A 15,871-nucleotide genomic window follows, 5' to 3' on the forward strand; every position below is an offset into this window, starting at 1 on the left:
GTCCACAGAAATCCATGAGAATTGTTGAAGTCGAGCTTATCCACATGTGGATAAGCAAGAACCAATTATGCACAAAAGTGTCCAAAGTTATTTAGCAAAAAGTGTTCAATAGTACTTGACGGTTACAACAGGTCGACTTCCTCCAGCAAAGTCTCATCCGTCCATTGAGTGCGGATTGCATCCAGCATGGATTGAACGGCGGTTCGGTAAGTAGATACGATTTCGGCGGCCGATGCCGGCGGCTCAGTATGTTCATAAGGAGCATCGAACTTCAGGCCCGTACGGTGAAGCATATCCGGAATCGTGGTCACGATATGCCAAGCCAATCTCCCGAGGGTCCGGTAACCGGGCATAACTTCCTGCTTCAGGGATGCATCGGTCAAGAGGTCCAGCAGCCTCTGGGTGCCCTCCGCTTCGTTGGTATACTCTGCTATAAAATTTTGCAATGATGTGTACATAAGGTTAGCCTCCTCGTCATTTTATCAGGCCGGGGATTAGTCCGGCAGCTTTAGTATACTTGGGGTCCACTGACAGCGTGTTGTCAGCAGACTTCAAATTTATTGCGAAAATTGCCCATAGAGCTCAGCGACCCGCCCGGCTTGTCCGCTAATTTCTTCGGCAAGAAGTTCCGGCTCCAGCACGCGCACATCCGGTCCGTAACTGAGCAGCAGCCCGTAGAGCCAAGTGTCTATAGGATGTTCCGACCTTACGAGCAGCGATCCGTCCTCTTCCACCGTCATCTGCTCCGGACCAAAGTATTCCTCAACCCGTACTCTCACTCTCGGATGAAAGCGAAGCACCATCGTTATGTAAGACCGCATTTTCCACCGCCCCCATTTGGCATCGAGATCCACCAAGCGTTCCTTCCGGCGGGGGAACACTTCCATATCAACCCGGAGCTTCCGGATTCGGGAAAGCTTGAATGTCCGGGAATCTTTTCTCAGTCTGCAGTACGCGTACAGATACCAGGCACTTCCTTTCCAGGCAAGACCGATCGGCTCTACGGCCCTCTCCTCCGCATCTCCTTCGAGGCTCGAGTAAGTCAGCCACACCACGTTCCGGTTCTTTGCCGCCAGCCGAAGCTCAGCCAGCTTGTCCTTATCCGCGTCCACCCTTGTCCACGGGCTCAAACCTATAATCAGCTGCTCTCCCGCTTCCTCCATCCGGTGCTGCTCGGATCAGTATGCATTGGTGATGCGTATAACCCTTTATACGGCACATGAGGTTTGGTAAAATAATGTAAGAGTCTTATCCCGGGAGGTTTCTATCAGCTTCCATCATCGTTTTATAGAGTTCCTTCATTGAACTAACGTCTCCGTTAGTTCAATAAACGGTACCACATTGAAGTGTTTATTGTTTATTTCATGGAAATAATAAAAGTTAGAAAGTACATTTTTGGAGGATCTCTATGGCATTCTCAATATTCTTTTCGATAACTGTAATAATGAATATCTCCTATGCGGTGTCTAAGAAAAATCTCCATCTTTTTGAAATAATCTTTATTTGGATGGTTGTTAGTATTATCCACCATAATTTCATGAGCATCTTCGCTTTAAATATGGGGATGTTTGATTTCGGAAAACAACCAACTCATTATTGGACTATGGCACTTATTAGAGTGTTTCTAGTCCCTTTGCTCATCATATGGTATTTAGATCGCAGCTTGGAAGGTGGTCATCCATACAAAAAGTGGGCTTGGTTGCCAGTGGGTATTTCAATCCTTGTCGGCATCGAATATCTTGCCAATGCTCTTAATGTTTATAACTTCAATCAATGGAAACTATGGTGGTCCTTTGCGGAGTGGTTTGTTATTTTCTTGTTAGTCAATTATCCATGGATTTGGTATAGGAAATTACTTAGAAAAGAGATGGGCTAAATGTTGCCTCTACCTGTACAATTTGATCAAAATGAATGGTTTATAATTCTTAATTGTGTTTTGGGATACTTTTGGCTATTATTTGTCCCAAAAAGATACCCTCATGTAATTTCTGTGTTGGTTATCTTATTCACCGTTACTGTTGCTACCATCATGGATCATACAATCGCAACCCCACCCTTGGATTTGTATGATATCAATGATCTTAAGAAATATGAATTGACTGATGTAATCACATATTTTATGTACACTCCTTACGCTCTACTATCCGTATATTTATATGACAAATTCAATCCAAACGGATTATACTTTACAGTGTATGTAATTATGTGGTCCCTTCTGTCTGTTGGCTTTGAATGGTTAGCCGTCATTCTTAACGTCTTCACGTTTCACGGCTGGACAATGCTTAATTCATTTTCATTTTACTTATTTGCTACAACTCTGCATTTAAAATTCTTTCAGTTTATCTTGAGATATTTTAGAAAAACATCAAAGGCACACAGCTTTAGATAAATGAATCACTTGTTATTAGGTCCAAAATTATCACTATTCAGCCATCCTGCCCGTCCCTTAACACGTTTTTTGTCGCGAATAATTCAAGTTTGAACCGACGTTAAATTTCATTGGTTTTAATAACCTAGGGCAATAAAATATACAGGGTATCGATCTCCGATGCTCTGAACGTTCATTGTCCTTTTGCGGCTTATTCACGTTCCCCTTCTACCGTAAACTGCCCGTTACTTAAATAGACTGCCAATCATGTCGGCAGCCTATCGTCATGAAGCTATAGTAGCCAGTTAGTTCAACGACTGGTATCAATGAACACATTAAATCCAGTGTCATCGATGACATCTTGTACTATCTCATTTGGTTGCTTAAGAGTGCTGTCATAAAAAAATTGATTGTTTGATGGTGAAGTTTCCATTTTATTCAGTAAAAACAAAGAGCGTTCTAATGAATCAATATCCCCTCTGATATTTAGGCGTTCTATTAACTTATCTTTATCTGCTCGTAATATTATATATCTTAATTCTACATTCAAATCTGATATTTGATTACAAAACCAATCAAGTTCATCTTCTACTACAAAATCAATAACTACACTTAAGTCATTAAGAATAAAATTCCTTGTTAAAGCAAGGATGTTTTTCCATGTTAAATTCAATCGTTCTTCCCATGAAGGTTGTGATTCTCCCTTAAACATATTAAGTAAATCATCACCTTCAATGAGTACGCATTGCTTAATATTTCTTGCAAGTTCTTTCGATGTCGTTGATTTCCCAACTCCTAGCGGACCCGATATGAGATAAATTAGTTTGTCTTGCATATCAAGCACCCTCCCAAGAATATTAATTCTTCTTGTTAAATATTATAGCAATATCTTCAATATAATTGAACTTTTGTGTTTCGGCATCGGTGTTGTCCGAACTGTATTGTTATTGCGTTAACCTGCCCAGTTAGTTGAACAGGTTGCCGATGATAAACGTCGGCAACCTGTTGTTATGCTATCGTCTCCGTTAGCTTCATAAATCATTTTTCAATTTATATGTTTCTGCTTTCTGTTAATGTAAAATCATCATTAAGCTCGTTATTGTCCATGCAATTATCGCAAAACATATAGAACTGATGATTTTATATAAGCGGTTATGCTCCTTTTGTGCTACAACTGTGATAAAGCAATACATAAAAATAAAACCAATAACTGGCATAAAATAAAGTCCAATAGCCTGTGACAACATTTGCATTTTCAATCCTCCCTAAAATCTTACAATAATCTTATAATGACAGTTAAATTATTAACATTCAACTAACCTGCCAGTTAGCACAGTGCTGCTGCCAATCGATATATTTATCTCCATCTATAAACATTCCAGACGGTCGCGCAGCATGTTTTCACAGCCATCCTTTACTCTCTCATGAACATAAGAAAAGCACAACCTTTTGGATTGTGCTTTTGCATTAATTATTTTGTTGGTACTTGGTCAACTTTAATCCATGCATCTCCAACCCAATCACTTTTAATGTGATACCAATTATCTATCTTTTCAAATGCTTGAACTGTTTGCGGTGCGATTGCGTCAGCAGTCATTGCTCCAAGAGATGCACCCTTATACAGATTCATAATTGTCTTAATATTAATTTTTTCATCCACTTTTTGAATCTGTGCCAAATCTGTCATTGCATAGTGGTTTTCTATGGGCGGAACCTTTATCCATTTTTCGCCTTGCCAAGTATTTATTTTATAAAAACCAGGAGCACGGTCGATGGTTTCAACGATTTGAGGACTAATTGCCGCCATTGTCCATTTGTTGTCATTTGGAGCATCGTACAGATAAAAAGTATCAAATAATTGATATTTTTTAGGTTCAAAGTTTTGGAACCAGACCGGTCCGAGCCACGAGTCCGCCCGATACCAGTCCTGCCATTCTGCGGTTACGTGCATAAGCTGCGGGGATATGCTCGCGCCGGTATCATATTCGTTTGGAAAGCTAAACAATTTCGTTTGCGCTTTCAGCTGTATATCTGCTTGAATCAGCTTGACTCCAGTGACTGCCGACCATCTCGGTGCAATCCAGCGTTCGCCGTTCGAAGTTGCGATCTTATACCTTCCGCCCCAGCGGGACAATACTTTGGCAGTTTGCTTGCCGATCATTCCTTTTTCCGAAAGAAGTCCGGGATCCTCGTATACTCTCTCCTCATGCGACAGCTCGAGGTACGTGTCAAACTTCTCTTCGCTGCCCTTGAGCGCGTTATCGGGGACGATCCATTTATCGCCAAGCCAAGTGGATATCAAATACATCGGCACGCGGTACCCTTCACCATGTCCTCTTCGTATGCTGGATGTTTGCAGGACCCGGACTTGCTGCGGCGAGATCGACCCTACTTCCACTCCATGATCGTCTCGGAGCGCCGTTGTTTCAAACAGTGTCAGGCTCTCACCCGTTGTTGCGGTCGCCTCCTGTGCCGTTACAGCCATCTGATTGGTCAACGCGCCCACCAGCAGCCCCAGCGCTAAAAGTAGACTGGCTCTCCTGTACATTTCGTTCCACCTCTTCCTTTATCAAGATCGTTACCTAGTATTAGACGCAAAGGCTTCCTGATTTGTTTCTAATAATGATTATCTTATGCAGTACAATGCCGGCAAACATCGCAAAATGTGTCGCAAAAATTCTCCTTTCTAGCGGCGCTTTAAATGACAAAAGCAGACTGCTGCAGCAGTTGCTCGATTACACTATCGTATCCGCAATGATATAGCTTTTCTTTATGATACTGTCCTCACGCTGTCTGCAATGAAATTGTACATATTAATATATAGAAATATCCGTCCCGTAAAGATGAAGAAGAAGACGTTTTGCTATGGACAGCGAAGAGTAATTATCCCACGATGTACTGTATAGAGGTATTCTATGAGACTGGCTTATTGCTTTGGCCCAAGAGGATGTGACACGCATTGCATATCCTTTTCCTCGATAACCTTTCAATGTTTCAACTCCAGCCTCTGCAGCTTTATCGCTTATTCTTGCGCTAAAACAGACAGATACCGCCATGTTGTTTTCCGTCACCATAAAACAAGGTTCCCGAAATTGTAGCTCCGATAATAAAGTTGAAAATCCAGGTTCCAAATAGCATTTATTGTCCTCTGTAACCAATGTAGCGTCAGTGTAATCGGTAATGATTTCATTAAATACATAAGCGGGCCCAATCCAAAAACCGCTAATTTCTTTATCCTTTTCTAAAGCGTTTATCACATTGGCTAGTCGTACAGTTGAATCTTCCCTATCCATTAATTTTAATATGTCATGGACTAAGTTATTTGGTACATCGTTACGGAATCTTATGACACTGCCCGTATTGGTTTGCCCCCAAAAAAATCTAGGTGCGGGCTGGTTCATATACTCATTAATTGTTGTGATACGTCCAGCATGATCATGATTATACAGAACTTCTGCTTGAAGGTTCATAAGTTCTAAATGGTTGAACAAAAGCATTACCTCCTCTATTTTGAGCCATTCACCCTTTCCGATTTCAATGTAATTATCATCAATAATCACTCTCTCTCCGTAATCTGTCTCAAGGATATCATCTTAGCAAAGCAGTTTGAAAGAGCTTCATTTCTAATCATTTCAAAAAAACTTACCGTTACTTGCAATACAGTTCAACACTCATGCTCTTAAACTAATCTGCCAGTTAGTTGAGCCGTAACGCTGGACATATGTATAAAAATCATTATTTTGTGAAGATGTCCCTGACAGACAAAAAACGCCTGTCTTCAAGACAGGCGTTTTAAAATAATATTTTTGTAATTATCATTGCTAGTATAGCACATATGACAAAACCCATAATGAAATAACCAAACCACCTTATTGGTTTAGGCATGCTTTTTAGATCAGCAGCTTTGTTAGGCATGCCCATTATTTTCTGGTAATGTTCTGTCGCACTATTGAAAGGCTTAACTTCGGTAGACTCTGTATTTTCAAGGTCTTCTTTCAAGTTTAAAACCTCCTAATAAGTAACTGTATTTTACCATCATACGCCATTTAGCATTTTAATTATATTTTTGTTAGCTTAGGCAGGAAAAGCGAAAGGTTACAGCTCGATCAAGGATATCTGTATAAAATCACTTATTTTGTGCAGATGTTGCCCGCAGTGTCTACAAAAAACACGATAACGCGTCACACAAACAGAAAGACCCTATTTTATAATCTTCGACCAAGAAAAAGAAAATGGCTTGTAGGGCCTTTTTTATGCTTCTGGAGAGGCTTTGTTGATGGACATGCACACCAAAGTAGGTGTTTTTTGTGTGCATGTTACCTTTATTGTTTCCCGTTTGAATATGTATCACTTTTTTGTCTTGTCTCAACACTAAGGTGGGTCAACAGATATTCAATCAATCGGACTCATATATGTCAAAATCGTCCCTCTGCTTTTCTTGCCCTCTAGGGGACGCTTGTGTTATCTTTAAGTTAATAGTAGATCATTATAGATCATTGTAGATCATCATATAAATTCCTACTGGTTTCAAAATTACAATGAAAAAAGCGTGATAGTTTGCACCTATCACGCTTTTCATACAAGCGGAATGGTGAGACCTTCTAATGTCTCCTCGTTCCCGATTCAAAACCGATTATTCCTGCCACGGGCTAATTGGTTTTTTTATTTGCTCTTTACGACTAGCGATATAATCGATACGACTACGCCGAGAAACGAAACAATTAGAGCTGAAAACGCGATTATTACCATAATTTCGGATGGTGACATTGATCTACCTCCTCTAAAGCCCGAGGAGAGATTCCAGTCACTACCATTTGCTTGTACCACTATCATATCACACAATATGGTCGGTAATGAAGTGCGCAAAAACGGTAATATACAAACACCTGTACCCAGCATAGGTTTAATTTTGCAAAAATATTGCTCTAATAGTTCTTTTTTCGACGACATCTGTATAAAAATCTTTGAACAGCACTTAAATTCAAGTTTGATAATATTTCAATCCAATGCTCGCCGCCATTTTTGGTAATGAATATCTTGCTACTGCTTCTATCCCAAGCCCACCCGAAATCCTTATTTTGACAAACCGTTATTAACCAGTGGGAGAAGCTGGAGGCGTACCTGCGTGATGGCCGATTGGAAATCGACAACAACCGGAGCGAGCGATCCATTAAGCCGTTCGTTATTGGCCGTAAAAATTGGATGTTCGCCAATACGCCGCGCGGTGCAAGGGCGAGCGCCATCATCTACAGCCTCGTCGAAACAGCGAAAGAGAACAGCCTGAATCCTTTCCAGTACCTGACCTATCTGTTCGAGACGTTGCCACAGCTTCCGGATCTAGAAGATGCCCAGACGCTTGACCGCTTGCTTCCATGGTCAAAGACATTGCCACTGACTTGTCGTGTATTCACAAAATAGTTTAGTCGAGTCCCTATCTGATTGCCAGGTGGGGACTATTTTACGCTTACTCATCAAAGCCATGTAGGGTAGGCCGCTACTTTCTTATTGGTTGTCCCTGAAACCCTTTTGAAATGGGTCATTTGACTACATGGGCCCCCCCATAAATTACTTTTCCATCTGCAGTGAAACTGATTGTTCGTTCTACTACTTTGTATTCCCCATTTTCTTTTTTTACTATATAGTCTACTGCGGGCATTTCCCCAAATTCCTCATAAGTTAGCACCACAGTAATTTTGGTTTGTTGTGGTATTGACTCATCTACGTTTATAATTTCATAGCTTTTAAGTGGTATCCAACCCTTCGGTTTTGTTGTTACTACATTAGTCAAATAAGAATCTAAGGCTTCTACGGCAGTGGCATAAGTAGCAGAAATAGGAGCTATTCCTTCATTTAAATCTGCTTTTGTAATACTTGCCGCACTTGCTATGCCTACACATGAAGCCAACAGTAAGGCTAGTAAAAAGAAAGCAAATGTTTTGCTGTTCATAATAAATTATTCCACCTTTCAATAAATATAATATAACAACTTTATAAAAACTTTCCATCTGTTTCTGAGTAAGATTAACTTCACCTGTAAAACATCACTATAAATAAAGGGGTCAAACTATTTTCAAAAGCATCTTAACAGGTGCTTTTTTCTTTGCCTGCCGCGGCAGGTCCTTCATCGTTTGTATAGAGTCCTTCTGGAACTAAACTAACGTATCCGTTCGCTTAACAAACCTCTTCCAATTACATTTGCTGATATTGGTTTTAGCCCAATTTCTCTTATCCATATGGATAACTGACCATATGATGTATTTCATGAGCAATCAAATGACGCAAGACTTCACCTTTATCGTAACTTCCATCCACGGAAAGGTTATAGCTTCGTTTTCAAATTCGCTTGTCCATGTTCTAAGGAATTCCTGTGTTTCATCTCTCCAAGAATCGGAAATCTCTTTTACTCGCCAAAGCGTCTTATAATTGTCAAGTTCAACTTGGATATCTGGTTGTAATTTGATCAACCTCTACCTTAATTAAAACCGTCAATATGCTACTTCGACTGAAAGTGAAAGGTCGATCAACTATGATACGGTAGTGAACTTTCATGGTAGTTGAGTAGTGTCTAAGGGCTAACGGGGCGATCTGAAACCGTTCCGTCAGGACTCATAACAAATAAGTAAACTTGATTATCTTTAGGATTAACATAAGATATCGAATACATATATAATTTATTATTTTTCCATTCAATATATAAATAAGCTCCAATTTTTTTGTTAATCAGACCGTCGTGATCAATTGCATGATCAGCATGATCAGGAAAATAATCTTCACGATTATAACCAGACACTTTGAAATATTCATATTTCCAATAGGAGTCACTTCCATCTTCTGAATCACTATTATGTGCTGTCTCAAATTTTTCTATAAATAATGCTTGTACCTCTTCCTTTGTTATTCCTAAATTTAATTTCTTTTTGATTTCATTCATTTTTTCAATTACAATTTGATCTCTTTCACTAACTTCTCCAGCGGTAGGAACGGCTACCTCGGTTCCACTAGCAGATGTTATCGCGATGGTTTTTGTAGCATCGTTCCACTGGACTTGTCCGCCAGTTGCCTCAACGACTGCTTTGACTGGCAGATAAGAGGTCCCATTAAGGATGACCGGAACTAGTACAGTTCCATCACTGTCTTTGGGTGTCCAAGCTTTACTATTGAGCGTAAACTTGAAATCGTGATTTAAATACGCCTGGATGCTCTCCACACCTCCTGCCGCATAGCTAGTAACCCCAAATGCTAAACAGCAAGCACTGATTACGGAAATCTGTTTCCATTTCAACTTCATTCACTCCCACTGATATATATTATTCGAGACGACTTTAATATAAAGACGGTAATTTATGGAAAAAGTTGCAATCGTTGTTGAACTAAACTGCCCGTCGTCCCTCGGTTTAGCCGTGGCGATAAACACCGGGACATATGTACATAATTCTATATTTTGTGAGGATGTTACCTACGGTGTCCAAAAACGCGATAACGCATCAAACAAACAGAAAGGCCCTATTTTACCACTTTCCCCTTTCTTACGAAGTTATTCTTCAACCAAGAAAAAGAAAATGGCTTATATGGCCTTTTTTTTGCTTCTGGAGAGGTTTTGTTTATGGACATGCAAAAAAACGGGCATTTTATGCTGAATGTACAAAAATATCCATATTCATACATTCGCGATATGTACGTTACCAATATATCGCATTAACGGGGTGAATCACGCCCCCAACGTACCCCTCACCTGGTGTACGGAGTTTGCGCGCAACAAAAATAACCTTTGATCCACATTTTACCGATTATTATTATTATCGCTTGATCCCGTAAAATTCCTCTACAATTTTTAAACTCGGTCGGTTTTAAAAACCTCGTTAGCGGGTAATGAAATTGTAAAAAAATTGGTAAAGAGGAGTGAACTAACATTATAAATCTTACATATATTAACAATGATTTATTAGTGAACTCGTATTTTCAGGCAGTGGACCTTAAACTAGAAATTGGATTTATCTATTTGCTATTTAACGAAATAAAACTTCGCAAGATAGACATAGGATATTTTTATGATGGTGGAGCCGGCATTTAAATATATAAAGGTGTTCATTAGCGGGTACATACCGTAGGCGAGCGCCTTTTTTTGCGTTATAGACACCACCTTTTTCTGTACATAACGATCGACTCTATGGATTACATAATAATCGATTAAACTTCATACCAGGCATGCGGAACCTTTTTTAAAATGGCGACCGCGGGGCTTACCTTAATCAAAACCATTATTTTGTGAAGATGTACGCGAAAGCGCGTTAAACAAACAGAAAGGCCCTAATTCCCCGTTTTGGATTTCTTTCGAACTTGACTTCGATTAGAAAAAGAAAGGGGGTTAGTTATAGGGCCGTTTTTGTGCTTATCATGATGATTTTTAAGATACATGTACATAAAAGTAGGTGTTTTGTGCAAATGCCCTTTATTAAGCTATCGTGACCGTTACGCTATGCTTTATGTTTCTATAATTTTAAAGTTTGGGTAGTTTCTTTAGGACTGCAGCCACAATAAGTAGTTACTGTCAGATCTTCCAAAACCAATAGAATTATTTGTCTCTGAATTGGCGTTGTTCCCATGTAAGGTCCGTCCGTAATTAGAGAAGGAAATAACTTCGATGCCAAAGCAACGTGCCCTTTTGCATAATTGGATACTGTTTCATCGGTTATTCCAGACGTTTCTCTGGCTTCTCTATCGTACCCCATGCTACGGAGCATAAAAATAGCAAGCTGTTCATTTGTAACCATACTTCCAGGATCGAAGCTGTAAAATTCGACACCGTCGGTTACCTCTGCTTTTCGCAGTGCCTCTATATAGGGAAGTGCATACCCATAGACTGAATCATTAACCGATACATCCTTGAACCGGGATGTTTTCAGTAAGGTGTCTACTTTTAGTCTGACGACAATGGCTAATATCTTAGCGAATTCAGCTCGGCTAATGGTTTCATTCAGTCCAAAACGATCCTCGGATACACCATGCATTACACCTTTAGATAACCATTTGTCGACCAATGCTTTCGTCTTGGCATCTACATCCTTAAGATCCTTGAAATCCGCTGATGTTTTTGTATTAGATACCTCAGCGTGTGACTTATTCTGACCCGTTGATAAAAACATCGCTAAACAAAAACTAAGCATCATGAATTTTCTCCAGATTCTATCCACTCACCTTTCACTTTGCTTTAAAATAAGGGAGCCGAATAACCGGCTCCCTTTGCTAGCTATAGTTGGTTTGTACTCCACAAACGGTATTTTATGTAATAAAAAGTGGGTACTACAGAGAGTGCTATGATAGCCATTATTTTAATTAAAACTATCGGGAAACACTCCTCCTAAAATCAATTAAGACTACCATAAGTATATAACAGGCATTTGGTTGTTACAAATATTTCCTATTGGTAAGGACATATGTACAAATTCACTTATTTTGTGAAGATGTCCCTGACAGACAAAAAACGCCTGTCTTCAAGACAGGCGTTTTAAAATAATATTTTTGTAATTATCATTGCTAGTATAGCACATATGACAAAACCCATAATGAAATAACCAAACCACCTTATTGGTTTAGGCATGCTTTTTAGATCAGCAGCTTTGTTAGGCATGCCCATTATTTTCTGGTAATGTTCTGTCGCACTATTGAAAGGCTTAACTTCGGTAGACTCTGTATTTTCAAGGTCTTCTTTCAAGTTTAAAACCTCCTAATAAGTAACTGTATTTTACCATCATACGCCATTTAGCATTTTAATTATATTTTTGTTAGCTTAGGCAGGAAAAGCGAAAGGTTACAGCTCGATCAAGGATATCTGTATAAAATCACTTATTTTGTGCAGATGTTGCCCGCAGTGTCTACAAAAAACACGATAACGCGTCACACAAACAGAAAGACCCTATTTTATAATCTTCGACCAAGAAAAAGAAAATGGCTTGTAGGGCCTTTTTTATGCTTCTGGAGAGGCTTTGTTGATGGACATGCACACCAAAGTAGGTGTTTTGTACAGATGTTTATACTCGTTAATGCGTTGCTAATCACGAGTCATCCTGAAAACGCGGATCGGTGTAATATAGACGACGTTTTTTACGTTGTACCATCCATTTTTTCGTAGTCAGGTAATACACATCTTGAGCTGCTCTGCTTCTCATCAAAATATGAATAATCAATTCATATTGAGAGAACATTATATTCGTTAAACCAAATAATGGAGGTAATATTCAATGCATAGTCGTAATGGCTAATGTAACCTGCGATGGAATTCCAATTTACATTCAACACGTGGACGAAAAAAATGAAACCGCTAGAATCTACCCACTCGGTAAACCAGATAATGAGCAAGTGGTCTCTGTAACAATCTTAATTGAACATTAAAAACCAGCAAGGATGCGAAAGCACCCCCGCTGGTTTTTAACTATTTATAAATTACGCTTCCAGCTTCTTTAAATTCATTAGATTTTTCCTTAAAACCTTCTTGAATGGCTTCCTGCTCTTCAAGCCCTTGTTGTTTTGCATAGTCTCGGATATCTTGGGAAATCCGCATACTGCAAAACTTTGGACCGCACATCGAACAAAAATGAGCTATCTTGGCACCCACTGCAGGTAGGGTCTCATCATGGTACTCAATAGCTCTTTCGGGATCCAAGGATAGGTTGAATTGGTCATGCCATCGGAATTCAAAGCGTGCTTTTGACAACGCATTGTCTCGGTCTTGAGCCCCTTTATGACCTTTCGCTAAATCAGCGGCATGAGCAGCAATTTTGTAGGTAATCACCCCTTCACGAACGTCATTTTTGTTCGGCAAGCCCAAATGTTCTTTGGGAGTTACATAGCAGAGCATCGCAGTACCGAACCAGCCAATCATCGCTGCTCCAATAGCTGAAGTGATATGGTCATAGCCAGGCGCAATATCCGTTGTAAGTGGTCCTAACGTGTAAAAGGGAGCTTCGTTACAGATTTCAAGTTGTTTATCCATATTTTCTTTGATTAAATGCATAGGTACGTGGCCAGGACCTTCTACCATCACTTGTACGTCATGCTGCCAAGCGATTTTCGTTAGTTCACCTAATGTTTCTAGTTCTGCAAATTGGGCCTCATCATTCGCATCTGCGATGGATCCCGGACGCAAACCGTCACCTAGTGAAAAGGATACGTCGTATGTTTTCATGATCTCACAGATATCCTCAAAATGCGTATAAAGAAAATTTTCTTGATGGTGGGCGAGACACCAGGCTGCCATAATCGAGCCTCCCCGTGAAACAATGCCTGTCATCCGTTTGGCCGTAAGAGGAACATAACGCAGCAGAACACCAGCGTGAATCGTAAAGTAATCCACGCCCTGCTCGGCTGAACTCTGTTTTCGTTACGCTAAACCCGTTACTTCAGCAAGCGTTCCTCGTTAGTTGAACAAGTTCACGGTAATGGTTCAAATATCTTAACAATCTCAACACTGTCATAATCTAAAATCCAATCATTATATAATTTTTATACAAATACCGTATAGACTCTTTACCTGAAGCAATAACATCACAACCTCTGTCATCATAAATATGAAAAATTGTATCGTTGGTAGTATTGATAAAAAATATATCATGATAACTTTTTGGTTTTATATTCATGTCCTGATTACAAATTGCCTTTACTAAGTTAATATACTTGACGTCAGAAACTTTGCATTGAAGTGTGTATCTATGAGTTTCAAAATCGCAGATGCCGTACACGTCTTCAAAGATATAAGGAATAGTCTTATGTTGTAATTTAAATAAAACATCTTTGTATTTTATATAATGGTTCACTAGCGTTGCATTAATTTTATCTGAATGTTCATAATCTTCTGTCTTTAACCAATTCATGTATAAAAAAATCCTTTACAATGGAATGGTCAGGTAGTACCTGTCCATAATCCACAGAAAAGGATTAGCGCATGGATAAGGATACACTATTTTCTTCATTTGGTAAATGGATTTCTCCCATTTGTGCGAAGACGTTCACAGAACGAGTCGCCCAAGGGGAACAAGATAAATACGTCAAAAAGCTCACGACCTACGCTTACCTAAAATTGTTCCTGCATGCTCAGATTCAACAACGAGATGGACTGCGCGAAATCGCAGCTGATGTGCTTTCCAAAGATTTTCAGCAAGAGCTTGGGTTATCGTCCATTTCGGCTTCTCAGTTAAGCCGCAAGCATAATCAGGTCGATCCCGCCTTACTCGAACAGGTATTTAGTGAGTTGGTCATTCAGGTTCGTCAAAGCAAGGCTCCCACTTTCTTGCGAAAAGACTTCCGAATCATCGACTCCACCACCATTGGGCTCTGTTTGCAGACCTACAAATGGGCGGAGTTTCGCAAAACGAAAGCGGGTGTGAAACTCCACTTTCGTCTCGCGTATATCGACGATGAGGCCGTTATTCCTGAGAAGGTCATCCTCACGCCAGCTAAGAAAAATGATCGGAGCCAGTTGGATGCCTTGGTCGATGAAGTTGGCCTCACGTATGTGTTCGACCGTGGTTACCTCGATTATGCCAGGTTCGACGACTACTGTGACCGCGGCATTTTCTTTGTCACTCGAACGAAGAAAAACGCAGTGATCCGCCCGCTTGAATCCTTCGCACTACCCGCGGATAGCGGTGTACTCACAGACGAAATGGTCGTCGTCGGAACGCCACAGAAGCGAATGGAGAACGTATTACGCCTGATCCACAGCGTAGACTCCGAAGGGAATCCCGTGGCTATTCTAACGAATCGATTCGATCTGAGTGCGGATGAAATCGGGCAGATTTACCGCGAACGATGGGCAATAGAGACTTTTTTTAAGTGGATGAAGCAGCATGTTCGGATCAAGACCTTTTACGGAACGAGCGAACGGGCGGTAATGAACCAAGTATGGATGGCACTGATCGCCTTTTGTCTGCTCGTATTAATGAAGATAGAGACAGGTACGAAACATAGCCTGTTGGATCTGTGTCGTTGGCTCAAAGTGTTGCTCTGGAAATCGGAACAGGAATGGGTAACACGCATTCATTACAAGCCCCTTCGTTCATCGGCAGGAAGACGAAGCAAACGCAGCTAATTTTCCACCTACCTTGATCTTATATATATTACATAAACTACCAAATGGGCAGGCTACCACTCAGAGGAGATCAACTTTTTGGTATACGGAGCCAAACTATTGTTCGGAATATTCCGACTATTAGTGCGGGTGGGTTTTATGCAACGATAGTGTATCTTTCTATTAGAAAATATCACTCTATTTAGAGTTTGGAAGTTCTGTACATACCACTGATTTAATTGTTTAGCCTAAGCAGCCATTCTAACATCCTTTAACGATCTCTACATCTGAATGTATCTGTCCAAATTCTAATATTTCCTGGGAACCATGACCCTGTGCCAGAACTATTAAAACTGGTTATAGTTGCACTTGTACTAGCAATTTCATAGGTTCCTAAATGAAATTCGGTAACCTTATATACACCCCAAAGATCGAACCTA

Annotated in this window: 16 protein-coding genes and 3 pseudogenes; 5 read left to right on the forward strand and 14 right to left on the reverse strand. The window is 40.1% G+C overall.

All coding sequences use genetic code 11. From position 1 onward, the window contains the following. Nucleotides 1-122: 122 nt before the first annotated feature. Complete coding sequence (locus G9U52_RS38045; RefSeq protein WP_166158440.1) at nucleotides 123-458, reverse strand: DinB family protein; 336 nt, start codon at nucleotides 456-458, stop codon at nucleotides 123-125. Nucleotides 459-557: 99 nt separating this feature from the next. Further along, nucleotides 558-1,163: a helix-turn-helix transcriptional regulator gene (locus G9U52_RS38050; protein WP_279538847.1), complete on the reverse strand. Its 606-nt coding sequence runs from the start codon at nucleotides 1,161-1,163 to the stop codon at nucleotides 558-560. Nucleotides 1,164-1,408: 245 nt separating this feature from the next. On the opposite strand from G9U52_RS38050, the gene G9U52_RS38055 reads away from it, so the two are divergent. Continuing rightward, complete coding sequence (locus tag G9U52_RS38055) at nucleotides 1,409-1,876, forward strand: hypothetical protein (protein ID WP_166158446.1); 468 nt, start codon at nucleotides 1,409-1,411, stop codon at nucleotides 1,874-1,876. An 802-nt stretch (nucleotides 1,877-2,678) separates the two neighbouring features. Here the strand turns inward: G9U52_RS38055 and G9U52_RS38060 are convergent. The 5 genes from G9U52_RS38060 to G9U52_RS38080 form a co-directional block, all read right to left on the reverse strand. After that, nucleotides 2,679-3,203 carry a P-loop nucleotide/nucleoside kinase family protein gene (locus G9U52_RS38060; RefSeq protein ID WP_166158449.1) on the reverse strand — a complete coding sequence of 175 codons (525 nt, stop codon included), beginning with the start codon at nucleotides 3,201-3,203 and terminating at the stop codon, nucleotides 2,679-2,681. A gap of 235 nt (nucleotides 3,204-3,438) precedes the next feature. After that, nucleotides 3,439-3,621, reverse strand: a complete 183-nt coding sequence (locus G9U52_RS38065; RefSeq protein ID WP_166158452.1) for a hypothetical protein — start codon at nucleotides 3,619-3,621, stop codon at nucleotides 3,439-3,441. A 218-nt stretch (nucleotides 3,622-3,839) separates the two neighbouring features. Continuing rightward, nucleotides 3,840-4,916, reverse strand: coding sequence for a hypothetical protein (locus G9U52_RS38070; RefSeq protein WP_166158455.1), 1,077 nt, complete (start codon nucleotides 4,914-4,916; stop codon nucleotides 3,840-3,842). A gap of 265 nt (nucleotides 4,917-5,181) precedes the next feature. Next, a complete protein-coding gene (locus tag G9U52_RS38075) occupies nucleotides 5,182-5,928 on the reverse strand; it encodes a GNAT family N-acetyltransferase (protein ID WP_311764994.1) in 747 nt (248 codons plus the stop codon). Between the two features lie 232 nt (nucleotides 5,929-6,160). Beyond that, the gene (locus G9U52_RS38080) at nucleotides 6,161-6,367 is read right to left on the reverse strand and encodes a hypothetical protein (protein ID WP_166158458.1); all 207 of its coding nucleotides are present in this window, start codon (nucleotides 6,365-6,367) and stop codon (nucleotides 6,161-6,163) included. Nucleotides 6,368-7,462: 1,095 nt separating this feature from the next. On the opposite strand from G9U52_RS38080, the pseudogene G9U52_RS38085 reads away from it, so the two are divergent. Then, nucleotides 7,463-7,786, forward strand: a pseudogene (locus G9U52_RS38085) (IS66 family transposase); the annotation flags it as partial. 118 nt (nucleotides 7,787-7,904) lie between these two features. On the opposite strand, the gene G9U52_RS38090 reads toward G9U52_RS38085, so the two are convergent. The 3 genes and pseudogenes from G9U52_RS38090 to G9U52_RS38095 form a co-directional block, all read right to left on the reverse strand. Further along, on the reverse strand, nucleotides 7,905-8,315 hold the full coding sequence (locus tag G9U52_RS38090; protein ID WP_166158461.1) for a hypothetical protein: 411 nt from the start codon (nucleotides 8,313-8,315) through the stop codon (nucleotides 7,905-7,907). Nucleotides 8,316-8,522: 207 nt separating this feature from the next. Continuing rightward, nucleotides 8,523-8,668 (reverse strand): annotated as a pseudogene (locus tag G9U52_RS42025) (DinB family protein); the annotation flags it as partial. Nucleotides 8,669-8,933: 265 nt separating this feature from the next. Next, the gene (locus tag G9U52_RS38095; protein ID WP_166158464.1) at nucleotides 8,934-9,656 is read right to left on the reverse strand and encodes a stalk domain-containing protein; all 723 of its coding nucleotides are present in this window, start codon (nucleotides 9,654-9,656) and stop codon (nucleotides 8,934-8,936) included. A gap of 639 nt (nucleotides 9,657-10,295) precedes the next feature. On the opposite strand from G9U52_RS38095, the gene sda reads away from it, so the two are divergent. After that, a complete protein-coding gene (gene sda, locus G9U52_RS40640; protein ID WP_311764995.1) occupies nucleotides 10,296-10,439 on the forward strand; it encodes a sporulation histidine kinase inhibitor Sda in 144 nt (47 codons plus the stop codon). A gap of 418 nt (nucleotides 10,440-10,857) precedes the next feature. On the opposite strand, the gene G9U52_RS38105 is transcribed toward sda, so the two are convergent. Beyond that, on the reverse strand, nucleotides 10,858-11,535 hold the full coding sequence (locus G9U52_RS38105) for an S-layer homology domain-containing protein (protein WP_166158467.1): 678 nt from the start codon (nucleotides 11,533-11,535) through the stop codon (nucleotides 10,858-10,860). Nucleotides 11,536-11,873: 338 nt separating this feature from the next. Next, the gene (locus tag G9U52_RS38110) at nucleotides 11,874-12,080 is read right to left on the reverse strand and encodes a hypothetical protein (protein ID WP_166158458.1); all 207 of its coding nucleotides are present in this window, start codon (nucleotides 12,078-12,080) and stop codon (nucleotides 11,874-11,876) included. A 539-nt stretch (nucleotides 12,081-12,619) separates the two neighbouring features. Here G9U52_RS38110 and G9U52_RS38115 point away from each other — a divergent pair. Continuing rightward, nucleotides 12,620-12,757: an H-type small acid-soluble spore protein gene (locus G9U52_RS38115; RefSeq protein WP_166158470.1), complete on the forward strand. Its 138-nt coding sequence runs from the start codon at nucleotides 12,620-12,622 to the stop codon at nucleotides 12,755-12,757. Nucleotides 12,758-12,797: 40 nt separating this feature from the next. On the opposite strand, the pseudogene thiC reads toward G9U52_RS38115, so the two are convergent. Together thiC and G9U52_RS38125 are read right to left on the reverse strand one after the other, a co-directional pair. Next, a pseudogene (gene thiC / locus G9U52_RS38120) lies at nucleotides 12,798-13,730 on the reverse strand (phosphomethylpyrimidine synthase); the annotation flags it as partial. Nucleotides 13,731-13,842: 112 nt separating this feature from the next. Then, on the reverse strand, nucleotides 13,843-14,235 hold the full coding sequence (locus tag G9U52_RS38125) for a DUF3885 domain-containing protein (RefSeq protein ID WP_166158473.1): 393 nt from the start codon (nucleotides 14,233-14,235) through the stop codon (nucleotides 13,843-13,845). Between the two features lie 71 nt (nucleotides 14,236-14,306). Here G9U52_RS38125 and G9U52_RS38130 point away from each other — a divergent pair, with 71 nt between their 5' ends. Then, nucleotides 14,307-15,452, forward strand: a complete 1,146-nt coding sequence (locus G9U52_RS38130) for an IS4 family transposase (protein WP_166158476.1) — start codon at nucleotides 14,307-14,309, stop codon at nucleotides 15,450-15,452. Nucleotides 15,453-15,871: the final 419 nt, after the last annotated feature.

The sequence above is a fragment of the Paenibacillus agricola genome (assembly GCF_011440305.1).
Lineage (GTDB): Bacteria > Bacillota > Bacilli > Paenibacillales > NBRC-103111 > Paenibacillus_S > Paenibacillus_S agricola.